The sequence below is a fragment of the Candidatus Poribacteria bacterium genome (genome assembly GCA_026702755.1).
GTDB lineage: Bacteria > Poribacteria > WGA-4E > WGA-4E > WGA-3G > WGA-3G.
Map to the genome: position 1 here is coordinate 1 of JAPPBX010000106.1, position 25690 is coordinate 25690.

Annotated in this window: 16 protein-coding genes and 1 pseudogene; 10 read left to right on the plus strand and 7 right to left on the minus strand. The window is 47.0% G+C overall.

Annotation, left to right across the window (positions count from 1 at the left end; translation table 11 throughout):
* Positions 1 to 245 precede the first annotated feature (245 nt).
* The 4 genes from acs (at position 246) to OXH39_21140 (ending at position 4981) form a co-directional block, all read left to right on the plus strand.
* Entirely contained in the window at positions 246 to 2189 is a 1944-nt protein-coding gene (gene acs / locus OXH39_21125) for an acetate--CoA ligase (GenBank protein MCY3552971.1), read from the plus strand.
* A 160-nt stretch (positions 2190 to 2349) separates the two neighbouring features.
* Positions 2350 to 2844, plus strand: a complete 495-nt coding sequence (locus OXH39_21130) for a thiamine pyrophosphate-binding protein (protein MCY3552972.1) — start codon at positions 2350 to 2352, stop codon at positions 2842 to 2844.
* Positions 2845 to 3066: 222 nt separating this feature from the next.
* Positions 3067 to 4344: a sigma-70 family RNA polymerase sigma factor gene (locus OXH39_21135; protein MCY3552973.1), complete on the plus strand. Its 1278-nt coding sequence runs from the start codon at positions 3067 to 3069 to the stop codon at positions 4342 to 4344.
* A 22-nt stretch (positions 4345 to 4366) separates the two neighbouring features.
* Complete coding sequence (locus OXH39_21140) at positions 4367 to 4981, plus strand: iron-sulfur cluster assembly accessory protein (protein ID MCY3552974.1); 615 nt, start codon at positions 4367 to 4369, stop codon at positions 4979 to 4981.
* 50 nt (positions 4982 to 5031) lie between these two features.
* Here OXH39_21140 and OXH39_21145 read toward each other — a convergent pair whose 3' ends face one another.
* The 4 genes from OXH39_21145 to OXH39_21160 all read right to left on the minus strand — a co-directional run bounded on the left by OXH39_21145 (position 5032) and on the right by OXH39_21160 (position 10334).
* Positions 5032 to 6000 carry a beta-ribofuranosylaminobenzene 5'-phosphate synthase gene (locus OXH39_21145; protein ID MCY3552975.1) on the minus strand — a complete coding sequence of 323 codons (969 nt, stop codon included), beginning with the start codon at positions 5998 to 6000 and terminating at the stop codon, positions 5032 to 5034.
* Positions 6001 to 6147: 147 nt separating this feature from the next.
* Positions 6148 to 6813 carry an ABC transporter ATP-binding protein gene (locus tag OXH39_21150; GenBank protein MCY3552976.1) on the minus strand — a complete coding sequence of 222 codons (666 nt, stop codon included), beginning with the start codon at positions 6811 to 6813 and terminating at the stop codon, positions 6148 to 6150.
* A 129-nt stretch (positions 6814 to 6942) separates the two neighbouring features.
* On the minus strand, positions 6943 to 8913 hold the full coding sequence (locus OXH39_21155) for an HlyD family efflux transporter periplasmic adaptor subunit (GenBank protein MCY3552977.1): 1971 nt from the start codon (positions 8911 to 8913) through the stop codon (positions 6943 to 6945).
* A gap of 2 nt (positions 8914 to 8915) precedes the next feature.
* Complete coding sequence (locus OXH39_21160; protein MCY3552978.1) at positions 8916 to 10334, minus strand: TolC family protein; 1419 nt, start codon at positions 10332 to 10334, stop codon at positions 8916 to 8918.
* A gap of 286 nt (positions 10335 to 10620) precedes the next feature.
* Here OXH39_21160 and OXH39_21165 point away from each other — a divergent pair, with 286 nt between their 5' ends.
* The gene (locus tag OXH39_21165) at positions 10621 to 12252 is read left to right on the plus strand and encodes a PEGA domain-containing protein (protein MCY3552979.1); all 1632 of its coding nucleotides are present in this window, start codon (positions 10621 to 10623) and stop codon (positions 12250 to 12252) included.
* A 39-nt stretch (positions 12253 to 12291) separates the two neighbouring features.
* On the opposite strand, the gene truD is transcribed toward OXH39_21165, so the two are convergent.
* Entirely contained in the window at positions 12292 to 13362 is a 1071-nt protein-coding gene (gene truD, locus OXH39_21170; protein MCY3552980.1) for a tRNA pseudouridine(13) synthase TruD, read from the minus strand.
* 147 nt (positions 13363 to 13509) lie between these two features.
* Between truD and OXH39_21175 the strand changes: the two are divergent.
* Both OXH39_21175 and bioA read left to right on the plus strand, forming a co-directional pair.
* Positions 13510 to 13746: pseudogene (locus OXH39_21175) on the plus strand (ferredoxin family protein).
* 1074 nt (positions 13747 to 14820) lie between these two features.
* Positions 14821 to 16185, plus strand: coding sequence for an adenosylmethionine--8-amino-7-oxononanoate transaminase (gene bioA / locus OXH39_21180; protein MCY3552981.1), 1365 nt, complete (start codon positions 14821 to 14823; stop codon positions 16183 to 16185).
* Between the two features lie 38 nt (positions 16186 to 16223).
* Here the strand turns inward: bioA and OXH39_21185 are convergent, their stop codons facing one another.
* Positions 16224 to 18365: a hypothetical protein gene (locus OXH39_21185; protein ID MCY3552982.1), complete on the minus strand. Its 2142-nt coding sequence runs from the start codon at positions 18363 to 18365 to the stop codon at positions 16224 to 16226.
* A 198-nt stretch (positions 18366 to 18563) separates the two neighbouring features.
* Positions 18564 to 20441, minus strand: coding sequence for a hypothetical protein (locus tag OXH39_21190; GenBank protein MCY3552983.1), 1878 nt, complete (start codon positions 20439 to 20441; stop codon positions 18564 to 18566).
* Between the two features lie 495 nt (positions 20442 to 20936).
* Between OXH39_21190 and glpK the strand changes: the two genes are divergently transcribed.
* From glpK to OXH39_21205, 3 genes are read left to right on the plus strand one after another with little or no spacing between them, the layout of a single operon-like run.
* Complete coding sequence (glpK, locus tag OXH39_21195) at positions 20937 to 22481, plus strand: glycerol kinase GlpK (protein MCY3552984.1); 1545 nt, start codon at positions 20937 to 20939, stop codon at positions 22479 to 22481.
* Between the two features lies 1 nt (position 22482).
* Complete coding sequence (locus OXH39_21200; GenBank protein MCY3552985.1) at positions 22483 to 24243, plus strand: ATP-binding protein; 1761 nt, start codon at positions 22483 to 22485, stop codon at positions 24241 to 24243.
* Between the two features lie 19 nt (positions 24244 to 24262).
* Entirely contained in the window at positions 24263 to 25654 is a 1392-nt protein-coding gene (locus OXH39_21205; GenBank protein MCY3552986.1) for a sigma-54 dependent transcriptional regulator, read from the plus strand.
* Positions 25655 to 25690: the final 36 nt, after the last annotated feature.

Below are 25690 nucleotides of genomic sequence, written 5' to 3' on the forward strand. Positions count from 1 at the left end.
CGGCGGCAAGGTATCCAATAAAATACTCGCGCCAGTTCCCCATCTCTCTCATCGGTGTGTCTCCTTATATTCTGATAATTATACTTCATTTTCTATTAAAAACGCAAGGTATGTTCACAATTTCGGGATTGCTCGGATAATTGCAGTTGACATGATCACCGTTTTCCAATAAAATATGTCCTATACAACTTGTAGAGGCATTTTGAGAACTGGAGATTGATTTGTAGAGGAGATCAAAATATAAAATGGCTAATAATATTTTTTCACCGGTAGAAACTGCTTATCCAATCAATAAAGCGCACGTCAACAGTCTGGATACATATCAGGCACAATACGCCGAATCAATTCAAGACCCAGAAGCATTCTGGGCAACGGTTGCGGAACGATTGACGTGGTATCAGAAATGGGATACGGTTAGCGATTATGACTTTGTTAACGCCGAGATTAAATGGTTTGAGGGTGGCACACTAAACGCTTGCTATAATTGCCTTGATCGACATGTAGAAACTGGACACGGTGATGCAACCGCTATTATTTGGGAGGGAAATGACCCGTCCGAAGATAAGACATTCAGTTTCAACGAACTCCTCGCCGAGGTCAAAAAATTCGCCAATGTGCTAAAAGCACAAGGCGTTGAAAAAGGCGACCGCGTCTGTATCTATTTACAAATGGTGCCAGAGTTGGCGATTGCGATGCTGGCGTGTGCGAGGATCGGTGCTGTCCATTCCATCGTTTTCGGTGCTTTTTCAGCCGAATCCCTTCGAGACAGGATTAATGACTCAGCGTGTAAAATGCTCATAACGCAGGACACTGCAATGCGCGGTCCCCGCAGCGATATACCGATGAAAGCGAATGCAGATGCCGCTGTGGCAGAATGCCCCTCTATTGAAAAAGTGGTCGTCGTAGAACGCACTGGGGATGCAGTCGATTTTGATGCCTCGCGCGATATCTGGTGGCATGAAGCAATGACAGATGTTGGCGCAGAATGTGAACCAACAGTGATGGATGCGGAAGATCCGCTCTTTATTCTGTATACCTCCGGCTCCACTGGAAAACCGAAGGGCGTTTTACATACAACAGGCGGCTATCTCGTTTATACATCTTACACGCATCAACAAATTTTCGATTATCACGAAGGCGATGTCTACTGGTGTACCGCCGACATCGGTTGGATTACGGGACACTCTTACATTATCTACGGTCCCCTTGCGAACCGCGCGATCAGCATCATGTTTGAAGGTGTGCCGAACTATCCAGACTTCGGACGTTTTTGGCAAGTTGTCGAGAAGCATAATATTAACATCTTCTACACCGCTCCAACGGCTTTGCGTGCCCTGATGAAGGAGGGTGATTCGTGGGTCGAGAAGTATGACAGATCTACGCTCAGGTTGCTCGGCACAGTCGGTGAACCGATTAAAGAGCCGGAATGGTTGTGGTACTATAACATCGTCGGCGAGAAACGGTGCCCAATCGTGGATACATGGTGGCAGACCGAAACGGGTGGGATTCTGATGACACCTCTACCGGCTGCAACACCGCTGAAACCCGGATCAGCGACGTTCCCATTCTTTGCCATTGAGCCAGTGATATTAGATGAGGAAGGAAATGAGGTTGAAGGGAACCCCGCGACGGGTTATCTCTGTATTAAAACAGCGTGGCCCGGTATCATGCGCACCGTTTACGGCGACCACGAACGTTTTGTTGATGTCTATTTTAGTAGGTTCCCCGGCTACTATATGACGGGCGATGGCGTGCTACGCGATGAAGATGGTTACTACTGGATTACGGGGCGCGTGGACGATGTCCTGAACGTTTCTGGGCACCGTTTAGGGACAGCGGAAGTCGAAGGCGCAATCGGTCAACACGCGGCAGTGGCTGAAGCAGCTGTCGTCGGTTACCCACACGATATCAAGGGACAAGGCATCTACGCGTATGTCACCCTCATGACCGGTGAGTCCGCATCTGACGATGTAGAAACAGGCATCAAACAAGCAGTCCGACAACAAATTGGACCTATCGCAACACCGGACAAGATCCAGTTTACACCCGCACTGCCGAAGACGAGGTCGGGCAAGATTATGCGGCGTATCCTCCGCAAAATTGCTGAAGGCGACATCTCTGAACTTGGTGATACTTCGACCCTCGCCGATCCTACAGTCGTGGATGCCCTCGTAGAAGGTAGACGGTAGAATAGTTTTCAGTTTTCGGTTATCAGTTAAGAGACTTCTTGTGGTAGCACCATATTCTGTAACTGCCACAGTATATTTCTTAACTGATAACATTGAAGCATTTGGGGTCGTGGTCGCGTAATTCATTGTGCATTAAATTTACAAGAAGTAGGGGTACAAATTGGCATCAGCACAGAAGATTGTAAACGAACTGAAAAAACAGGACATTACCCACGTTATAGGTGTTCCAGATAACGGGAGTGCACGGATTTACGAACTCTTGCGATCAGAACCGGATATAGAAGTCATCACAGTAACCCGCGAGGGGGAAGCATTTGCGATTGCTTCAGGGTTGTACGTCGGGGGCAAGAAACCTGTTATCATCATTCAAAATACCGGATTCTTAGAATCAGGCGATGCGATCCGTGGGACTGTCGTCAATATGCGGGTGCCGGTAGTAGTATTCATCGGGTATCGTGGATATCACAACCGAGATGAAGATCGACAATGGATCGATTCCGTTGCGACCTTCCTTGAACCTACATTGAAAGCGTGGAACCTACCTTATGAAATGCTGGAAACAGACGCGGATATTCTGTGTATTCAGAGAGCATTTGAAAAGACAGCAGCAACCTCCCTGCCAGCAGCAGTGCTATTGATTGGGCATGCGACATAAGTACATTCCAGTCTATCGTCTGGAACAAAGTATTCAATCCAAATTTTTACGTTTTTATGTTGCTTTTTAGGGGGAAAATTTGTTAAAATGCCTTGTTTGTCAGGTTTTATGGGGAAATTTCACTTTTTTTTAAACATTTTACTTGACAAAACGTTTTAACATAATGTATCATTAACTCTTGTGTTTATTTATTAGAATCTCATATTTAAGGAGAGGAGAACGATGGAAGCCGAGTTTTTCGGTGAAACAGCAGGTATTGAAAGTGTTGATCCTTACATGGACGCATCATATCCAGATGAAACAGAGCCCTCGGAGAGTTACAAAGGAAGCGATCAGAATGCTTTAACGAGTTGGCTTCGGAGTGTAGCTGGACACCGTCTGTTAACCCGTGAGGAAGAAGTTGAATTGGCAAAACGGATTGAAACCGCGGAAGCCAAAGCATTAGATGAACTATTAGAAGCATCCGTGAAAGCAGATTTATTAGTTCGCGAGAAGAAAGAGCTACTGGTCAAGCAAATTGAAGCCGCGGAAGCCAAAGCCCTAGAGGAACTACTGGAAGCACTCGTGAAAGCAGATTTATTAGTTCGCGAGAAGAAAGAGCTACTGGCGGAACAGATTGAAGCTGGCAGATGTGAAGCACGGAAAGCACTCGTAGATGAACTACTAAAAGCACTCGTGAAAGTGAATTCATTATCCAGTAAAGAAAAAGAGTTACTGGCGAAACGGATTGAAATTGCGGAAGGCGAAGCACGAAAAGCACGAGATGAACTCGTTCAAGCGAACCTACGACTTGTTATTTCTATTGCCGTCAAATACCAGGGGCACAACGTTCCACTTGAAGATCTGATTCAAGAGGGAAACATTGGATTGATTAAAGCAGCAAGTAAGTTCGATTACCAGAAGGGTTTTAAGTTCAGCACGTACGCCATCTGGTGGATTAAACAGGCAATTATGCGTACACTCGATAATTTCTCCCGCTCAATTCGATTGCCTTCTTACGTGGTCGCGAAGATGAATAAGTTCGATGCGGTTTATGCGACCTTGTGCCAAGAACTGCAACGCGAACCACGGCGCGAGGAAATAGCGGAAGCCTTAGACCTGACAGTAAAACAGGTCGAGGAAATTTTAACGTTCAACGCTGACGCTATTTCAATGGATTTACCACTCAGTGATGAGCGCTCCGCCGCAACATTAGGTGATTTAATCGAAGACCCAACAACCAGCGGAGAAGACGGCCCGATCGCAGAAATAATTAACAAAGATCTGACCGCCCAATTTCTTAAAAGATTACCTGAGCGAGAACAGAGAGTGCTGAAAATGCGCTTTGGACTCGAAGATGGGGAACGGAAAACACTCCGCGAAATTGGTGTTGCCCTGAAAGTTACCCGAGAACGGGTCAGACAACTCGAAATAGACGCAATCAAGCGGTTGCATGACCTTTACGACGAAATGGGAGAATTTCGATCAGATCAATCTTGGGTAGGAAAAACCGCCGCATAGACACTACTTATGGAAGGCAATTATGAAGAATTTCTTGAAGAAGCTCAAGGGAGACGAAACCCCTTTGCTCGAAGTCACAGAAACTGCACAAGAGAAGATTCAGGCAGTGATAGAAACCGAAGAGGTTGAAGTAGAGGGACTACGCATTAGCATCCAAGGCAGAACTGCCACTGCTTTCCAATACAGTCTTGGCTTAGCTACTGAAGCACAGGAAGACGACATTGTTGTTGAATGTGAGAATTTCAACGTCCTTGTCGATGCTGAAAGTGCGCCTGACCTTAAAGGTGCTGTGATTGACTATGTTGACGACCTGAATTCAAGTGGATTCAACATTGAGAATCCGAACACGCCGACGTGGGACAATCCAAAGGCACAAGAGGTACAGAAGCTGATTGATGAACGGATTAACCCAGCCGTTGCTGCACACGGTGGACAGATAGAACTCTTGAACGTCGAAGATGACGCTGTGTACATTCACATGGGGGGCGGTTGCCAAGGCTGCGGCATGGCGAATGCTACCCTCAAACACGGTATTGAAGCCATGATTCAAGAAGTCTTCCCCGAGATCAAACATGTGATCGATACCACCGATCACGAGGCTGGAATGAATCCGTATTATTCATCAAGCAACGGATAGTAAAGAAGATAGGCGGATGGTGACATCCGCCTCTTTTTTTAGACCGACACTCAATCCGACACAATGTGGGCACCAACGTTGTTCACTTGCGTAATAAAACAACTCCCACCACTCGGAAGCGTTTTTAGAAACGCCTCAGTATCCTGTTTTAATCTATTGACGTCCTCACCTATCACGCAAATCGCTGCACCCCAACTGCTAACGCCTGCCCCAAATGCCTCGCTGTCTTGCAAGAAGTCAAGCGTCAATTGTAACTCAGCACCCTGTGCGTCAATCTCAACCCGCTTCCACCCAAACGTTTGAATCTGATTTAAGGCCTCCCCAAAGCTGCGTATATCTCCCTCAACCAGGGCAGGAAGTATCTGCATCAATAGGATGTGTGAAAGTTTCTGAGCAGTCCATTCCGGTTGTGGACAGAGCGTGCGAAACAACTCAACTTCCTCATCGCCATAAATCCGTGAGCAATTCGGTACGACAATTAACAGTGGGACTTCTGGAAACAAGTAACGGAGCAAAATTGGCGGCGGCGGAATATCACCAACGGCAGAAGAGGGTAGGAATGATGCCTTCTGTTCAGGGAAACGATGTCCACCATCAACGATGAATCCACCCGCATCAAACGCTGCAACACCGATACCTGAAGTGCCGCCACGCCCAACAGCCGTTGCTAATTCTTGCACATCCAATCCGAATTCATATAGCACATTGGCAGCCTGTGCGATGCCCAGAGCGAGTTGCGTCCCGGACCCGAAGCCACAATGCATCGGGATTTCAGACACAAATGTCAATTTAATGCCAGGAAAGGGATAGGTCTCTTGGAGTCGTGCAATAACATTACAAGCTCGCTCATGATAGATAGAAGATGACACATGAACATCGGTCGCCCGTTCAGCAATGATTTGGAAATTGGGTTCATCAATCGCGAGACCGAAGCCACCATCAATTCGTCCCAATACGCCGTTCAAGTCAAGCAGGGAAAAATGTAAGCGGGACGGGGTCGTAATTCGGACGTGGGACATAACTGTATTGGATTAGTTTAGATTTTTTGTAGGTATGTTAAGGCACGAACTTTGCCGCGTCCCACTTAATCTGCGCTTGGACATAATAGACAGCAAAACAGAACACAACAAGGGTAAAAAGGCACCCTTTTTTATTGAGGTCTCTAATTACTCAGCCCCATCACCATTATGTCCATTCTGTATAACATCTCGCTCGATTAAACCGTCTCGAATATGCAACACACGTTTGGCGTGCTCAGCGACTTCAGCCTCGTGTGTCACCATGATGATAGTATTTCCTTCCTCGTTCAGGCGATTGAAAATTGCCATGATTTCGGTACCAGAACGGGTATCCAAGTTACCGGTTGGTTCATCAGCAAAGATCATCGACGGCTTATTGACTAAAGCACGGGCAATCGCGACGCGTTGAATCTGTCCACCAGATAACTCCGTCGATTTGTGATCAACGCGGTCTGCCAGACCGACGGCTTCCAAGGATTCAAAGGCACGTCGTTTCCGCTCTTTTCGCCCTAAGCCGGAGTAAATAAGCGGTAATTCAACATTGTTGAGCGCACTGGTTCGTGGCAGTAGATTGAAGGATTGGAATACAAAACCGATCTTCTTATTCCGAATGTCCGCCAGACGATTATCGGAAAGTTTTCCGACCTCTTCACCTTCAAGGTAATACTCTCCAGATGTCGGTGTCGCGAGACAGCCCAGAATATCCATCATCGTCGATTTGCCGGAGCCGGAAGGTCCCATAATCGCGATGAATTCACCTTCTGTTATGTTGAAACTCACACCTCGTAAGGCATGCACCTGTACATCACCCATTTGATAGACTTTTGTCAGATCTCTTACGTCTATTAACACAGCGTTTCCTCCTTAACGTTTATATTATGAAAACAAGCAATGGACAAGAACACAGAACTTAGCATTTTTATGCTAACAATGCTGCACCTTTTATTCTTCCTCTCTCTCTGTGCTTTCCTGTTCCTTTGCCAACTCCTGCATAGAAGGCACAAAAACGCGGTCCCCTTCCTTCAAACCACCTGTAATTTGAAAGTGAGTATTGTTCCGTTGCCCAATTGTAATGTGAGTTTTGACCCCTTTTTTCCCGTCTTTATTCTTACTCGCTTCACCCGTATCCAGCATGACAAAGTACTGTCGTTCGCTACTCACTGCAGCTTCTATATCGCGAAGCACCTCTTGCCCGGAGACAACAATAGAGATCTGTGTCGGTCCGGTCCGTAAGCCCTTCTGCTCACCCTCAAGCAGAATTTCAAGATTGCTACGACTCTCTTCCGACGTTTTTCTACCAACACGTCCAGTGAACTCCTTTCCGATCGGATTTCGGATTTTGAGTTCCTGACCCTCCTGAAATTGTCCGAGATTTGCCGGGTCTACTTTCGCCTTAACAGTGAAAACCTTTGGACTCAGTACAGCAGGTATTGGAAGTTGAAGGATATCGGATTCTTCAAACACGATGATGTCAACATCAGCGGACATACCGGGTAGTAGTTCCGATGGCGAACCGATGACCTCTACATCCACCTCAAAGGTAATAACGGAACTTTGGTTCTGGGGACCGCGCGGTGTCGCGCTCGGTGAAATCTCGCTCACTCTACCGGGAAAAACACGACCGGGATAACTATCAACGGTGATTTCAGCGCGTTGTCCTTCGTCTATTTTCCCGATTTCGACCTGATTAATTTGCGTTCTCACAATCATTTGGTCGAGGTCCGCAATACGCATGATCGCCTCACCGCGTGAAAACGCTGAACGACCGGAGGTGATAATTTCACCCTCTTCTACAATAATACGCGTAATCGTGCCAGACATTGGAGCCCTTACTGTTGTCCAGTCAAAGCGCTCTTCCTGAGACTTGAGTTGACTTTCCGCTTGGAGTAGACTCGCCTCCGCACCCACCTTCGCATGTCTGGTGAGTTCCTTCTCTTCCTCAGTTGTCTCTTCTAATTGTTGGAGCCGTATGCGAGCGTTTTCCAATTCTGCTTCCAATTGCTTCTTCCGTTCTTCCTCTGACTCTTTAATTGTCTCAATATTTTTTTCATTTAGCGCGAGTGTTGATTTTCGGCTGTCAATCGCCTGATTCATCGCATTGATATTCTCTTCCTGCGATTTAATAGTCTCGTTTTGAGACTCAACCTCTTTTTCGGAGGATTCGTACTGTGACTTAGCTAAAGCAAGTTGCCTCTGAGAGTCCTCCAATGTTTTCTTTGAAACGAGCTTTTTGTCAAACAATTCCTTATTCCGCTCATACTCGGATTCTGCGGTTTCAAAGGAGATTCTTGCGGATTCAACATTTCCCTCTGTACGTTGAAGGGTTAGCTTCGCTTGCGCTAATGCAATTCTCGCCTGTCTCAGGGCAATCTGATCTTGAGTGAGGGAATTTTTCGTCGTGGCAACTTGTGTTTCCGCTTCGGTAATTCGTTGCTGTGTCGTTGCAACAAATGAATCCAAAGATGCCTGCGCCACTGCGACAGAATTGCGTGCCTGTGCGAGACTACTCTCCTGCTGCTTCTCAGTGATTTGAATTTGGAGCTCTGCCTGTTGAAGTTGAGCCTTTCGAGCATCAAGATTGGCTTCTGCCTGTTTCTTCTGCTCCAGAATTTGCTTTTCATCAATCCGCAGCAAAGGATCTCCTAATTTAACTTCCACCGCCTCATCAACGAAAATCTCAACAATCTCACCCTCCACGTTTGAGCGGACATCCACCTCAAGGAAGGAGCGCAGGTTACCAGATTCACGTACACGGACAAGGAATTCGCCACGACGTACCACCTCCTGTTTCTCCTCGGCTTCCTTCTTGTTTTGACCGAAACTGAGGTTCATCCGGGTGGCACCAATCGCACCAACAGCGATAACGACAACGGCGATTGCCCCGATGATAATCCACTTTTTCCGATTTTTCATGGTTACTGTAACACTCCCATTGCATCCTGTAAACGAGTTTGTGCGATTTTGTAATCGTAGAACGTATTCACTTCATTCGTCAATGCCTGGGCGTAACTGGTTTGGGCATCAAGGAGTTCAAGCAGGATCGCTTTATCAACATCAAAACGCCCTTGAATGACTTCCAAACTAAGTTGCGCGTTGACCACCTGTGTTTTGGAGATATCAACAGATTCTTCACTACGTTTGAGATTTAGATAAGATTGGCGAACATCCAAGGCGACAGAACGCTCCAAGTCACTTGCATTTTCACGGGCTTGCTCCAATTGCATCGTCAACTCTTTGACCCGATTCCCCAAAATACCACCATCAAAAAGCGTAAAATTGAGTGACACACCAGCACTCCAACTTCGGAAGTCGGAGAAATTTTCACGCTCGCGGAGGTAATCGTCAAGATTCACGTTGTAGTCAACATCCGCGTTCAACCGGGGCCAGCGCTGTAATTTCGAGAGCGTCAACGACCATTCCTGTGACCTCAATTGCGCTTCCGTCTCCTTAAATTCTGGACGATTGTCAAGGGCTATTTGGATAGCTTCCTCAACCGGTATTTCTATTTTTTCAATAGTGCCCCGCTGTTGATATAACTGATATGCCTCATCCTCCGTAACGGTAATTAACACACCCGGATCCAAACCAAGGAGTCGCGGTAATCGGGCTTTTGCGACTTGAAGGGAATTTTGGTTCTGTAGGAGCGATAATCTATTATTCCCCTCTTGCAACTCCGCAGTTGCTACATCTGCTGGAATGAGTGACCCCGCCTCTACAAAATCCTTAGTGCGTTGCGTGTTCTCCTGTGCCCTCGCCAAATTCTGCTCACTGACTTCAACGAGTGCTTGAAACTGAAGGACATCATAGTAGGCTTCAGTAATTTGTAAAATTAGGCTCTGTTTAATTCCCTCATTGCGGCTGACAGTGGCACTCAGTGATTCCTTCGCCTGTGCAAAACCGCCTTCACGCTGTCCATTGTCCCAAATGGTATATTGTCCAGTTAGTCCCAAGTTGTAATTTTCAGGTTCAAAGCCGAAATCAATTCGGTCAGAAAAATCGTAATTGCCATTTGAAAAAATACGTGGAAAATAGTCAGCGCGCGCGGTTTTTACTCGAAGCTCTTGTATGGCGAGATTTAACCGAGCGTTTCGCATACTTGTCGATTTTTCCAGGCCTATCTGAATACATTGTTCAAGTGTCAAAGGCTGCGATAAATCAACCTCACCCATAGGTTGTTGGGCACTGACACAAAAAACGACCGCAAACTGAACAATAAGGATCGCTTTTAACAGCATGCTTTGGCACCCGGCACGCCGCGTCTGTTGTTGTAAGAGCAGGTTTTGGAAACCCGTGAGTTTTGACAAAACAGTGAACTTAATCTTCCCGTGAATCATTAACATCTCCTTGTCCGTTCCGACGCTTATATATGTGCTTCCATGAAGTTTAAGAACTTAAAACCGCATGCTTTAATGCAAGACATATTTCTAATTTTTTTAACCAGCAAATTTTAACTTACGAGTCCCGTCAAAAAGACTTTATCTATAATATTTTGACGCAACTTTTCATTAAAAGTTTAGACATTTTAACACCCAAAGAGGTTCTTTTTTCTTGCAATCGTCTCGAATTTCTGTTAAACTAATACATTAGAATGTTCTTAAACGCAATTCTCGGAATAAAAATATGTCACAGCGGAATCCCATTTTTCCTCTTATCTTTACTTGTGTTGTATTGGTCACCGGTGCGTTAGCCCCAGCGTTCTCGGTTGATTCTGGCACCCATTGGCTAATTGTGGACGCGACGCCGGAGGCACGCGCACACGAACGGATCAACACGCTCATTGAACTCCTAACCACGCGCGGACAGGTGCCAAGTGAGCAGGTACATCGTATCGAAGGCGATAGTGTGACACCTGACGAAATCCACGCTATGCTTCAAGAGGTCGGGAGACAAACCGGGATTCAGGACACGCTGATCCTTCTCTACCACGGAATGGTTACCAAACCGAGAGGGATGAACACAATGCACCTGCTAACGTCAGAGAATGAGCAGGGGATCCAAGATGTCACCCTTAACCAGTGGTTGAGAGAGACTGAAAGCAGGGACACCATTGTTATTGTCGACGGTTACACAGCGGATACAAACTTAAGTGCCTACTACGCGAACCGCGAGATACTCGGAACCGCTGCACTAAACGTGATCCAGTCGGCAGAGACAGCGGATGCAACAGTGCTTCTTCAGCAACTCCATGACGCTCTCGCCACAGATACAACCGACACAAACGATAATCGGCAGTTGAGCATCATCGAAAGTTACGAATTATTGCGGGAGAATCCGGATTTTATGGACGGCATTCTCGCACCCACGGGTGATGTTGAAGCTGCACTGCTTAAATTGAGCCCGGCACTTAAGATTGAGACGTTTCCCGAAGGCGCAGAAATTTCCATCAACGATGTAGAGGTCGGCAGTACACCCAAACTCATCACAGAGAATCTGAAACAGGGGACTTCTACAGTATCTGTGAAGAAAACAGGGTACCTTATCCCACCAGCGAAGACTGTTGAATTGCAGTTAGTTCTTGGAGAATCCGCCTATACCGGTTGGGCACTTGAGCCAATTGCTCTTCACGGCAGCGTTGCCGGAGTCGCCGGTGAACCCGTTGATGGTGCTGTCGTTTGGATTGAGGGCACAACACATCAACAGACTGTCAAAGCAGATGGCACCTATCGCTTCGACGAGTGGAAAGACACCGGTCTACTGAAATTTGGTGAGACTTACACGCTCGCTGTAAAACAGGGAGACCTGAATTACGGATCGGCGACTTTCACATTTGATGGGTACACCGATATCGCACAACCGCTGCAGCTTATTAAGCACACTTGGTTTGAAGTCTCACAAATCGAATTTGACCGACAGAACCATCAAGGGGCTGTCACCGCTTTTCAGAACGGGATCGAACTCACGCCAGATTTTCCGCAAATGTCTCCCGACCTGACAGTCCTACTCCTCAGTTCCTTCGCCGACGCTCTCGAAAAACAGGACGTTCAAGACGTAACTTATCTGGTTGTTACAGCGAAACTTGCTGAGCAACACGGACAACCTGATCTTGCAAAACGGTATTGGGAAGAGGTGAAAACGAAAGCGCAAAAAGGAAGCACTGCTGCTGAACTCGCAAGCCAGCGACTCTGGCAGATGAATCGTGGACGCTATCTCCTCAACATCGGTCTTATCGTATTGTTAGTCGTGCTACTTGCGTCGGGTGCATGGACATTTTACAGATATCAGAGATCCAAGCGCACTGCGCCGGAAAATTGACCTCCTCAGAAATAGTGGTAACGGCATACGACTCAAAGACTACATATTAGACAAAAGCTCTTCTAATACCACCGTCGCATACCCACCTGCAGGCAGCGTGAAACTGAGGCGGACCCCCGCATTATCAACAGCAGATACTTCGTGCAACTGCATCGACATTCGCAAAGGTCTACGCGTTCCCAGTAACCGAATACCGACAACCTTACGAAAGTCTTTAAGGTGAACCCCTTCATCAGCAAGGAGCGATGTCTCCAACGTGAGCACATCGCCAGCCGGTAGACGCATCTTATATCCGAAGATCGGACCCGATGGGCTGATTTCAAACGCCTCCGCCCGCGGTTGCTCAAGGATAGCATCCACAACAAGAAAGGGGGCACCATTATCATGTTTCACGGCAATATCACCCTCAAGGAGTTTGCCTAAATCGGGTGCTCGCCGCGCCAAGATGCGGTTAAAGAGATATGCCTGATACGCCGACAAAAATAGCTTCCGCAGCCGATGCGGAATAGAGGACACCACTCTTTCGACGGGTTTCCGTGCCAATTCCCGTTGCATTCGCCGTGCCACAGCATCAGTCTGTAGCATTTCATCTGTGATCATGTAACGGACAACCGTCTCCCACTCCGCCTTCACCAATGCCCTCCCGATCAGATGTGAATCGTTTTTATTTCCAAACCGTTGCGCCCCGAAGCGATTCGGCACGCCTACAGTCATCAACCGTGTCATCGTCCTTTCGACAAAAGACAGTGTGTTATGTGAAATATCGCGGAGGGTTATCTCAAACCTGTTGCCGCGAAGGTGCCCCACTCGTAATTTATGCGTGTGCCGTTCCGCCCATAGAACCTCAATATCCGGTTGTTGAACCTTCAGAACCCGTTCCGGCGGTACTCCTTCAATAGACAGTACTTGTGTTGTGACTGCGTTTTTATCCTTCAACCCAGCGTAACCGAACTGCCGACTCTGTACCTGTAGATCTCGTGCGATTCTGTTAATCGCCTCCAGCGTCGTCAAATTGCGTTTCCGAACCGCAAAAAAGGTATGCGTCCCTGTCTGAGAGGGTTCATAAAGTGGCAATTCTTCAACAATAAAATCTTCGGGTTCTTTGAACATCTGATCTGCCTTGTGAATGTTAGTTTCTACGCCATTATAGCGACTATTACGCCATTTGTCAAACTGCGAAAAATGGAAATATTCCTTGCCATCATCAATTAACTGTGGTATAATTAATACGGAAGCATCAACAAAAAGGAGGGAAAGATGGCTTATATAATCTGTGAACCGTGTGTTGACGTGATGGACACCGCATGCGTCGATGTCTGTCCCGTGGACTGTATACACACCACCGAAGGCGAAAAGCAGCTTTACATTGACCCAGATGTGTGTATCGACTGTGCTGCGTGCGAACCTGCGTGTCCTGTTGACGCGATTTTCATGCAAAGTGATGTTCCCAGCCAATGGGAATCATATATTGAAGTAAATAGTAAATTTTTTGAGACCTTCGTTAAACCTGAAACCACAGATAGCGGAGACGACGAAGCAGGAAAAACCAAACAAGGAAAACAACAAGGCATTCCAGAAGAATTTGTCCAGATACCAGAACAGCCAGATTCACGACTCCGTACCCCATTCAATCTGTTAGCACTCCTTGGACAGCCTATTCTTGGCGCCTTCTCAGCGAAATTCAAGGCGCGACTTGAGGAGATGGCAGGGAACACGCGTATTTTTAGTGCCGCTGTATCCACAGGTATTAATAGCCTACTTAACCTGATACTCTATCCGCTCATCCTTTTCTTTGTTGGGTTCCAAGGACAAACTCCCGACCTTTTCTCAAGCAGAGGCAACTTGATGATTTTCCTCGGGGTCGTCATCGCAGTCACCGAGGGTATTTACCGGTTTAAAGACGACTTCAGCGCAACGGAAGAACAGCCACGTTACGGTGCAGCGTTCTACGGTTGGTTCTTGTCACTTGTTGCGACACCGCTGCTTATCGGTGCGCGTTCTGCTCTGGTTACGGATCCCTCAGCACAACGTACAACGGTTCCGGGAGCAGTAGATGTAGATGGTGCAATTTACGCCGATGATATCAAGGAACGATACCGACGCTACGGAATGATTAATCAAGTCTCAGAAATGGCGGACTATTACCGAATCGAAATTGAATTCCCACGATGGGTGCCCAATTCTTCGATGAAGGAAGCGTTCAACCTTCCAGATAGGATGCCGCACTACGACTACGAAGTCCATTTAAGTTCTCCATACGCTGCCGTAGATACCACACCGACCCCTGACACCACTGTGACGGTCCAGACGCAACTCCCTGTGAATCCTGAAACAGGTGAAATGGAGGATCCGCGGTTTGAAAACGTTGTCGGACGTGCCAGTTCCTTCCCTAACGGCTTTACAAATATCTTTCCCATTCAAGCACAACCGGAGGATTTCTATACACACTATCGGAACCGGGTGCTTGAAATTATCGTTCCGAAAACGGGGACTTACAGTGAACTCGGCTTGGAACCGCCAGTCCACTACGCAAAATTGAAGGGATAGCGAAACTTGCAGCTATAGGCTATGATCGATAAAGAAACGCTTGTTGCTTGGGATAAGCGTTACCTCTGGCATCCGTTCACGCAGATGCAAGATTGGCTGACGGAGGATCCAGTCATCATTGAACGTGGCGAGGGGTGTTATCTCATCGATATTGATGGAAACCGATATATTGATGGCATCGCTTCTGTATGGACAAACGTTCACGGACATAACCATCCCGAATTGAACACCGCGCTCAAGACGCAGCTGGATAAAATCGCACATACCACCCTGCTTGGGTACAGCAACATCCCGGCGATTCAACTCGCCCAAAAACTGGTGGAAATCACGCCAACTGGACTGAACAAGGTGTTCTACTCCGACAACGGCTCAACCGCTGTCGAAGTCGCCTTGAAGATGGCGTATCAGTACTGGCAACATAAGGGTGAATCGCAACGCAAACTGTTTATCCATTTCGATAACGCGTACCACGGCGACACGATAGGTGCCATGAGTGTAGGCGGTATCGACAGCTTTCATAACACCTTTGATTCCCTCCTTTTCAAAGGTATCCGTGTATCCGCCCCAGAACCCTACCGTTTCTCTCATACTGCGAACGCTTCTGGTAACGACTCCAAAGTTAAAACCCATTGGCTCAATACGGTCGAACGTGCCCTTTCCGAGCAGGCAGGACAGATTGCGGGTATTATTTTAGAGCCGCTCATTCAGGGAGCGGGTGGTATGCTCATTTCGCCAAAAGGGTTTTTAAAGGAACTCGCTGCATTGGCAAAACAGTGGGAAACACTTCTCATCGTTGATGAAGTGATGACGGGGTTTGGTCGGACGGGTAAAATGTGGGCATGCGAGCATGAGCGCGTTACACCCGACCTTTTATGCACAGCAAAAGGTCTCGCCGCCGGTTACCTTCCACTGGCAGCGACGTTAACGACAGATGACATCTATAACGCTTTCCTCGGTGAATATAGAGACCTCAAGACCTTTTTTCACGGGCATACTTTCACCGGAAACCCATTAGCGTGTGCTGTCGCACTGGAAAATATCACTATTTTCGAGTGCGAGAATCTCCTGTCCCGACTCCAACCTACGATTGAACATTTCAGAAATAGACTCCAAGAATTCTATAAACTTCCATACGTCGGCGATGTGCGCGTGTGTGGGCTTGCCGCTGGTGTAGAATTAATGGAAGATCCAGATACCGGTACACCTTACCCTTTTGAAGATAAAGTGGGTATCCGGGTTTGTAAAGAGGCACTCACTCGCGGAGCGATACTCAGACCGCTTGTTAATACCATTGTCTTGATGCCACCCTTGCAAATATCGATTTCAGAATTAGATGCTCTGTTGGACATCGTTTATACTTCAATTGAGACAGGCACAAAAAAATAGGGCGGGTTTGAAACCCGCCCTACGATTCGCTAAATTTGTTAGAAACTTCCACGGCTCACTGCCATATTCTGCGCTCTATCTGTTACCTGAATGGTAATCGTGTGCGCACCTTCAGGGAGTTCACCGGTTTCCAATAAAAGCTTCTCCTGTTTGGAATCAAAGATACCATCTTCAGGGAATATCGCCTTCCAGTGCTCATCACTGTCAATCTTATAGACCGCTTTCTGGATCGGTGTTGTCATGTCCGTAACGTCACAGGCAATTTTGTAGGTGCCATCGCCGTTCGCAGTAACTTGGATTTCCCCGATAGAAGGTTGTGTGTTGTCCACCCTAAGGGGTTTACTCATCTTCTCAGTCGATTTCGCCCATCCGACCGGATTGCTAAGCTTGTCGGTTGCCACGACTTTTAAGGTGTAGCGTCCATCTGGAACGGTGGTGATATCCCATTCATAATTTGCACTGGACAATTCCTTTTTGAGGAGACGCCAGTTATCCTCATCAACAGCCTTGTAGTAGAGCGTATATTGAAGTGTATCAGCATTTGCGTCCTCAACCTTCCAACTCACTTTCCACTTTTTAGAAGGTGCGTCGCCTCCACCGCTGGATCCGCCACTATCTCCACCGCGCCTACTTGGCGGTGCTAAGTTACCACCAGAAGACCGCCGCCCTGTTTCCTGGTTCCCACTGCCAGTGCCATCATTTACCTCAATACTGGTAAACCGTGGTTCAACATTCGTCTGCACAGAAGCAAGGGTGACCTTCTTCAAGATGGGTGTTTGTGTGGTGTCGCTGGTGGTGAATTTAGCGCGCCATTGGATGTACTGAGCATCCGCGTTTGGAATCTGGGAGCCTTCTGCTGTCGTGAGTTCATCGGACCATTCATTCCATGTATCATCCGGTTTCTTGGTGTTACCGGTGCGGGTCGAAAAGGCTACTGCGGTTCCTTCTGCCATCTCACCTTCCCAAGAGAGTTTTCCCCAACGGGACAGGGTTTTGGCATCGTGAACCTCTGATTCAAGGGTTCCCTCTTTGACGTAAGTTGCCGTGAGGTTAAAAAGTTTACCCGGGTTACCAGTCGCGAGGAATGTCTTGGTGTTCCCATCCGCCATCTTCTGGTGTATCGCTACAACCTGATTCGCTGAACACTTGCCAACTTCAACAGAGTCTCCACTCATCGGGTTGACGCGGTAAAGTTTCCCTTCATCTCCGGTGCCCACCAAGATTTGTGAGTCACTTTCAAGGACGATAGCCAAGATAAGCGGCTCTGGCGAATTCCAAACTGAAACGGCAGTTCCGTCCGGACGAATTTTGTAGATGTTAGATTTGTTTTCCTGGGGTGCCCTTCCCCCCGGTGGTGGCGGACCAGAAGGTGTCGGGGGTCCACTTGAATCACGGCGTCCCCTTGAGGGTTCAGCAGGCTGAGATGTAACAACTGCCGCGTAGAGGTTACCTTGGGTATCCATTTCAAGGGCGCGAACCTCTTTCTCTTTGGCTTGATAGATGACCTTTGCGGTCCCATCTTCCATAATATGGTAGATAATACCGTTTTCGCTACTGCCGGCATAGAAACCGTTTTCATGTAGGAGGAGGGTCATTATATTTTTTTCTTCGGCATCAAATAGGACGCTGGACTCACCATCCGGTGTAATTTTGTAAATCTTGCCATCGGTGCCTGTCGCTGCGTAGAGATTACCGGCATCATCAAACTGCAACGCCCATACATATTTGTCGCCCTCATTCAGAAGTGTTGTAGGCGGCGTTGTAGCGTCAGTGATTTTGTAAATTAACCCATCGGGTCCAGTACCAGCGTAGAGGGCACCGTCGGGTCCAACAGCGAGACTGTAAATGGTAACCTCGGGCGAATTATAATAAAGCTCAGCATCGTCACCATCAGCAGCAATTTTATAGATTTTCCCTTCATTCCCAGTACCAGCGTAGAGATTTCCTGCTGAATCTTCCACAAGTGCCCAGACCTGAGTCTCTTTAAGTTTGGTGAAAGAATCAATTTTCGGAGACAACATAACATCTCCGGTACTCGTAAATGACAGACCTTTAGGTTTGCCAGCCTCAAAATCCTCATGGTTTTGTTGTTCCCATAAAGAGGTCTTGACTGCGGATGCAACATTTGCGTAAATAAAGACGGTTAAAATAAGACTCCAAAAGGAGATGACACGGCGCATTGAAAATACCCTCCTGTAGGGTTACTTAGGCAAAGCTTGAACGTCAATGTTTGCAAGCCACCAAATTTAAGTTTTTGTATTTATGATTAAGCGTTCACCCGTATTATCGAACGAGGTCTTCCTGCCTTTACCCTGTTAACGGATGCCATAGAGCGAGATTTCTGCGTCTCGGTTTCTCTACTCCGCTTTTTTTGGGCATTACTCTGCGTTCCTATCCACGACAAATCGAATGATACCACTTCCAGAAACAACATAATCCGTCGGCGTTTTGTCAACGTGTAAGGTTGTGCCTGTCGTATATCCACTATTGCCGATCTGTTTCGCAGTGTTCATAACAGACATGACTGAAGGTGGCAGATGCGCGAATTCTTTACCTTGAACGGTGAGTCCCGGTTCAGGCACAAAGAGTTCCATAATAATATTCGTGTTGTTTTCGCCGCGTTGCAACAATTCAACTAATTGGTTGATGTTTCTGTGGCGAAAACTCAGAGGTGCCCTGTTACGCTGCCAAACTTCGTGGAAACTCGCATTCGTAGCTAAGAGCGTGACAAGCCCATCTGGAACATCTTTAGGAATCGTAATCGTTCCTGTTTGCACAATAGGTGCTTCAAGGTAGGGCTGCAGCGTTATTTCGACCTCAACAGTGTCCCCAGGACGATAGCGGAGCTTATCCACCCGGAGGCTCTGGATCCTCGCTGTCCGCCGTTTATCCTCTACTTTCACATCAAAGGAGACATTCTCAACCTGAACCTTTGTGTAGGGGTTGTCGATTAACTGTAACAGTGGCATCACGACTGTCTGTCTGGCAGCAAGCCCTGGCGAAAAACTGGAAGAATAGATGTTTTTGTAAACTAACTCACGAGTTTTGAGGTCGGGGTGCTCCTTCAAGGTGATGGTCGCTTCAACATTCATTGTATAGTCACCGACATAGAATTCAAGTGAATCCAAAAGGAACCATACCCCTATACCAAGACCAAACGGTGCCAGCCCCTTGTGGCGCATCACTTCATAATACTTCTCGTGCTGTTTCCCATCGCTGGTTTGGAGATTAACATTGACGGGAATATAACTCGGGTGCTTCCCAATAATCCCAGCGATTGAAGTCTCCCTGTCTTGCACTAAGGTCCCGATAGGCTGCGTCGGTGCTGCGACTTTGAAGGAACGTGAACGGCTCGGCATGATAAAGTGGACATGACCTCCAGAAAGAGGCAGATTGACATTACCTTCTTGTGAATCGCCGTGCCCATAAGCGAGCAGCTCATTGCCATCTACATAGGTGATAGTGCCGTAGCCAAAGAAGGAAACGTCGCCGCGAATTAACTCCGTTCCGATTATTTGCCCTTCCTCAACCGGTGACTCCTTAACACGACCTCCACCGCCCGCTGCTTGAACAGGGGTATAATTGAATTTGTCAAAAATCGGTTTAACAAACCGCATGAGTTCCGGGTTTAATGGCGGAAAAGCGAGAGGTTTTAACAACTCCGCAGGGCGGGTTCGGGAAGGGGTACTGGAAATGCCCTCAAGCCACGCTTCATCAAAACTGCGAGGGGTCTGTGTAATCTTACCATCGCGAAGCAGAGAAGGTCCCATATCCAGCCCATATTCCTGTATCACAGCAGAATCGAGATTAAAGAGTTGCGTACCTTCATAGGCGAGATTGGGTTCCATACCCCATTTTGCTATCTTAACCATCGCTTCAATCGGAGTGACCCCAAAAAGATTGGCATGCTCCCGCTGATTGAAATACCCCAGCGAGAGGGCACCTATAAGCCGCCCATTAAGATACATTGGACTACCACTCATGCCACCTGCGACTCCGGTGCGTTTAAAGTTGTCGCTAAAACCTTTACACCATATCACGTGCCACTCTGGAAAATAGTTGTATTCAATACTCACAACTTCAAAATCAAATTCTTCCACCGTCGTTCCGGAAAATACCGTGTAGCCTTTCCCTTTCATACCCGGTTCCACCTCAGACAACGGCATAAACTTTGCAGCATCCCACTGAATCTGCGCATCACTATGATAGGCAGCGAAGCAGAACACAACAAGCGCACAAAGCAAAGCTTTTTTCACAACGCTTACTCCTCTCTGAACTATTGAAAATCTGTTACATTCACAACAATAATCTTAACCCAAGTTGGTACTCACAAGATTTTAGACAGATATATCCCATTTTTGATTGAAAATATAAGGAATTTCCTCTAACTCTGGTGTTCTATGGTATCCTGTCCCTACAATTCTTGTTTATTTAAGATTAAGATAGCAACTTAGGTTAATCTTACTCGATCACTAACTTTTTAAAGCGTAGAACCGTCTCGTTCATCCCCGTGTAACTCTGTTTTGGAAACTCAGATCTCCGTTTGATAGAAGGGATTAAAGGAACTGAACTGCTTATGATACTTACCGAGAGAACGAAAATGGCTCCGTGTAATTTATAGTGCTACAATACATTCAAGATATGATAATATAGTATAGCAGCACAATAGACTTGATGTCAACTTTTCACCTTGATTTTTTTTCGAGTCGGTGCTATCCTTAAAAAAACACGCCAGGAGCAGCACTTACAGTATGTCGAATACCGCTTGTATCCTTTCAATCGATCAGGGCACCACAGGTACTACTGCCCTCCTCGTTGATGTACAGGGGAACATTATCGCACAAGGGTACCAAGAATTCACACAATATTATCCCGAACCTGGTTGGGTAGAACACGACCCAGGCGAAATCTGGAACGCCACTTTACAAGCAATAGACGCACTTTTTGCCGAAGAAAATGCACTGAACATTGTTGCTATCGGAATTACAAATCAACGTGAAACCACCCTCGTTTGGGATCGACACACTGGAAAACCGATCCATCCTGCAATTGTGTGGCAGTGTCGGCGCACTGCAGACAGATGCGCTCTCCTCGAAAAAGAGGGGGCTGCCGAAGAGATAAAAGCGAAAACGGGACTTGTAATTGATGCCTACTTTTCCGGAACGAAGGTCGCGTGGATTCTCGACCATGTTAGCGGTGCCCGAGAACGTGCAGAACGCGGGGAACTCGCATTCGGTACTGTAGATACATGGCTCCTTTGGAAATTAACAGATGGCACAGTCCATAAAACCGACTACACAAACGCATCGCGTACGCTGCTTTTTAATATCAATACCCTTTCATGGGACGAAACCCTCTTAGAAATTTTGAACGTCCCGAAAGCAATTTTACCCGAAGTCTGTCCCTCTGCAAGCAACTTCGGTACAGCAAATTTCTACCGCAACTTTTGGCTCGAAACCTTCGGTAAAAATATATCCTTAGATGGTATTCCAATCGCTGGCATCGCTGGGGATCAACAAGCGGCACTCTTCGGTCAATTGTGTACCGAACCCGGCATGGCGAAAAACACATACGGGACAGGATGTTTCCTTATGCTCAACACAGGTGCCGAAAAAATAACAACAAAGACAGGGTTACTGACGACACTCGCTTGCAGTTTAGATGAGAATCCTGTTTACGCATTGGAGGGAAGCGTATTCGTTGCCGGTGCTGCTGTCCAGTGGCTCCGAGATGGTATCCAGATCATTGATACTGCGGGGGAAACGGAAGAAATTGCCGCCAGTACACCAGATTCAGGCGGTGTATTTGTTGTACCGGCCTTCACAGGACTTGGCGCGCCGCACTGGAACGCTGAGGCGCGCGGCGCCATTCTCGGTTTAACACGAGGAAGCACGCGTGAACAGATCGTCCGCGCCACTTTGGAGTCAATTGCGTATCAATCCGCGGATGTTGTCAGTGCTATGTTAACCGACGCAGAGATGACACTCGACAGATTACGTGTTGACGGTGGGGCAGCCGCGAACAATTTTCTCATGCAGTTCCAAGCGGACATACTGGGGATAAACGTAGAACGTCCAGCACAGATAGAATCAACAGGTCTCGGTGCTGCATACCTTGCTGGTATCACAACCGGTATGTGGAACAACGTTGAAGAATTAGAAGCGAATCGATCCGCCCAAGCAACACTTGATGGTGATCCTCTTAAAAATCATGTATTTTCACCACAAATAGACGCAAAGCAACGTAACGAAAAACTCGCGCAGTGGAAAAAGGCAGTGCAACGGGTTATGGGTTAAAATGCGACTCCAATGGAAATACTCCCTCGTTATCAACCTTTCTGTTATAGCGATCCTTGTGGCGTTTTACCTTTTTGATAGCATCCGGGTCCGAAATGATATGAATGCGCTTCACGCCTTGGGGGCAGAACGTGGTGCTGAACTGAGGAAAATCGCTGAAAACGCAATCCTTGATGCTGTTGAGATGGAGATCGAAACCACAAGAGTGTTTGATGCACAGCAACTCGATCAAGTGCTGAATAAACTGAAGCGTGAACATCCGGATATGCAAAATGTGCTGAATATCCACGTCTCCTTAAATGATACCCGTATTCGCTCCAGTCTGCTCGCCGGTAAAGATACCGGTGACATAAATCTTGATTCAGCGGACTTTGAACAAATTGAAACGAAAGGCGCGACGATATACGCCGTTGAGGGACAGAACGCAACGGCTATTGTTATTAAATATATTGCCGTTTTGACCGGACCAAAGTCAATTGAGTTGAAGCCAATCGATTTCGCTTATGAACCAAGACTCGATGCCGGGACGCTGCCGTATGAGGTCTGGGTGAGAGCCTTTGGTGAACTCGATGCCGGGACGCTACCGTATGAAGTCTGGGTGAGAGCCTTTGGCGAAAAGGTCTATGTGCCAGAGGATCCAGTGATAACCGAAGAAAAAGGTAGACGCTGGCGAATGACAGATCAAGCAAAAGGTGAGGTTTATAATTTATGGAAGCAAGATGAGACTTTGTGGATTCAAAAAGCATTAACCGGCTACATACAAGTCCTTTTCGATGTTCCTTATATCGGCAGATCAATTCGATATTCGTTGCTAATGCACGCAATATTGATCGTAATTGTTGGGGCACTGCTCGTGATTCTGATAGATTTAACCACAAATCACCTAATTATGAAGCCATTAGAGCGGATGACTCGTATTATTCAGAGCGCAGAAAGCGGAGATTTATCGCCGCAGGAGGTTTATTCATCAGATGAAATTGGGAGGGCAACTTACAATCTCGCACGGATGCTGTGGCAACTCCGGGACTCTCATTCAAAACGGATTACTGCTTTAGGGCAATTTGCCGCTGGTGTGGCACACGAAATCCGGAACCCGCTTAATTCCATCGGGATGACTGCTCAGCATCTGAAATCTGTTTTCTCACAACGAAAGGTAAGTCAAGACGACATTGAAGAAGCGAAAGAACTTTTAGAGATCGTTGACCAAAAAATAACGGAACTGAAACAGACTTCAGAGCAATTCCTTACTTTAAATCGACCGAGAAAATTAAATGTAGAATCGGTAAACCTCAATACTCTTGTAGAGCAAGTTTTAGCGGAATTCACACTCATCGCCGAAGAAGCCAAAGTTCAGGTCATCAGAAACTACGATGAAAATCTGCCGGATGTCCCATTAGATGAAGCCTTAATGCGACAGACTATATTTAACTTTGTGCAAAACAGTATCCAAGCAATGCCGAAAGGGGGTAGCATCTACATAACCACCCTGACTGAAAAGATAGAACAAGATACAAAAGACGCAGTGATCGAAATCCGAGATACTGGCATTGGTATCCCCGAAGAAATTCAGGAACAGATTTACGATGCATATTTTACAACGAAGGACGCTACCGGAGGCATAGGACTGGGACTTGCCGTTTCACACCAAATCATCACCGCTCATAAAGGTAAGATTGAAGTCCGAAGCAAAATGGGAATGGGAACCGCTTTCAAAATCAGTTTCCCGCTGAGTGAAGATAATTCCCACAAACTTCCAGCTTAAAATGAGGAGAACTAAGACGATGGCATCAATACTGATTGTAGACGACGATCAAGCCCAACTAACGATTTTACAGCGCATTTTAAAACGCGAAGGGTACACGGTTGAAACCGTTGGAGACAGCAAAGCCGCCCTTGAGAGTTTAGAGATGCAGATGTTCGATCTCGTTATCAGTGACATGTGGATGTCCTCACGGTTTGAGGGCAGAGATCTGCTTCGTGAAATCAAGCGAACAGACCCAGATCTACCAGTACTTATCATGACAGCGTATGCGGAGCTGAATGATGCCGTTAATCTTGTCGCACACGAGGGTGCGTTCTACTATCTCGAAAAACCGATCCAAATTGAAGTCCTGAAACGGGAAGTAAAACACGCGTTAGAGGCACGCGGTGCGCTCCGCAGTCCTGAAGGTGAAAGTGAGGATCCAACGCCAGAAATTCAGATTGATGAAATCGTGGGTGAAAGCGAGAAAATGCAGGAGCTTTTGAAAAATATGGCTCGGATTTTGCACCGTGGTGTGACACAAGTTCTCATCACAGGCGAAACAGGTGCGGGAAAAAGCCTGATTGCGCGTGCACTTCATAAACACGGGCTGCGCGAAAGCAAACCCTTCATCGCCGTAAATTGCGGTGCCATCCCAGATACCCTTATTGAGAGTGAACTCTTTGGACACGAAAAGGGAGCATTTACAGACGCTGCACAACAGAAAAAGGGACTTTTTGAGGTTGCAAACGGCGGAATACTTTTCCTTGATGAAATCGGTGACCTTCCGATTCAAACACAGAGTAAACTGCTGCACGTCTTGGAGGAGCGCGAGATACGGCGAATCGGTGGCACTGAAAGCGTAAAAGTAGATGTCTGTGTGATTGCTGCGACAAATAAAAATCTCGTTCAAGCAGTGCGAGACGATGCGTTTCGGGACGACCTTTATTTCCGTCTAAATGTTATTCCGCTCCACGTTCCACCACTTCGGGAACATCCAGAGGATATTCCCCTGTTGGTAGATTTTCTCATCCAGAAATTCAGCAACGAATATGCTGAGGCACAACCTAAACAGGTCACACCACAAGCGATGTCGGTGCTCAGGCGGTATCAGTGGCCCGGTAATATCCGACAATTGGAAAATTACCTCCGCCGGATCTTTGTGCTTTCAGAAAATGAAGTGATTGATAAAGACGAACTGCCGCCGGAAATCTTAGACACGTCCCTCCCTACGACTGATGTCGAGTTCGATATACCGGAAGAAGGGGTCTCCCTTGACGAAATTATCAAGGAATATGTTTGCAGTGCGTTAGCAAAAAGCAACGGGAATCAAATTCAAGCCGCAAAATTGCTTGGTATTTCGCGTCGTAAACTGCAGCACCGGATGCAGAAATATGAACTTCAGAGCCAAGATTTCAAAACAGAATCGTAGACAGCGTCCCCTTTTACCCTAAATCCCGCTTTACTT

What these genes read in the sequence shown, in the direction of transcription:
- acs (MCY3552971.1), top strand. Translation starts at nt 246, where the DNA reads ATGGCTAATAATATTTTTTCACCGGTAGAAACTGCTTATCCAATCAAT.
- OXH39_21135 (MCY3552973.1), top strand. Translation starts at nt 3,067, where the DNA reads ATGGAAGCCGAGTTTTTCGGTGAAACAGCAGGTATTGAAAGTGTTGAT.
- OXH39_21140 (MCY3552974.1), top strand. Translation starts at nt 4,367, where the DNA reads ATGAAGAATTTCTTGAAGAAGCTCAAGGGAGACGAAACCCCTTTGCTC.
- OXH39_21145 (MCY3552975.1), bottom strand. Translation starts at nt 6,000, where the DNA reads ATGTCCCACGTCCGAATTACGACCCCGTCCCGCTTACATTTTTCCCTG.
- OXH39_21150 (MCY3552976.1), bottom strand. Translation starts at nt 6,813, where the DNA reads ATGGGTGATGTACAGGTGCATGCCTTACGAGGTGTGAGTTTCAACATA.
- OXH39_21155 (MCY3552977.1), bottom strand. Translation starts at nt 8,913, where the DNA reads ATGAAAAATCGGAAAAAGTGGATTATCATCGGGGCAATCGCCGTTGTC.
- OXH39_21160 (MCY3552978.1), bottom strand. Translation starts at nt 10,334, where the DNA reads ATGATTCACGGGAAGATTAAGTTCACTGTTTTGTCAAAACTCACGGGT.
- OXH39_21165 (MCY3552979.1), top strand. Translation starts at nt 10,621, where the DNA reads ATGTCACAGCGGAATCCCATTTTTCCTCTTATCTTTACTTGTGTTGTA.
- truD (MCY3552980.1), bottom strand. Translation starts at nt 13,362, where the DNA reads ATGTTCAAAGAACCCGAAGATTTTATTGTTGAAGAATTGCCACTTTAT.
- bioA (MCY3552981.1), top strand. Translation starts at nt 14,821, where the DNA reads ATGATCGATAAAGAAACGCTTGTTGCTTGGGATAAGCGTTACCTCTGG.
- OXH39_21185 (MCY3552982.1), bottom strand. Translation starts at nt 18,365, where the DNA reads ATGCGCCGTGTCATCTCCTTTTGGAGTCTTATTTTAACCGTCTTTATT.
- glpK (MCY3552984.1), top strand. Translation starts at nt 20,937, where the DNA reads ATGTCGAATACCGCTTGTATCCTTTCAATCGATCAGGGCACCACAGGT.
- OXH39_21200 (MCY3552985.1), top strand. Translation starts at nt 22,483, where the DNA reads ATGCGACTCCAATGGAAATACTCCCTCGTTATCAACCTTTCTGTTATA.
- OXH39_21205 (MCY3552986.1), top strand. Translation starts at nt 24,263, where the DNA reads ATGGCATCAATACTGATTGTAGACGACGATCAAGCCCAACTAACGATT.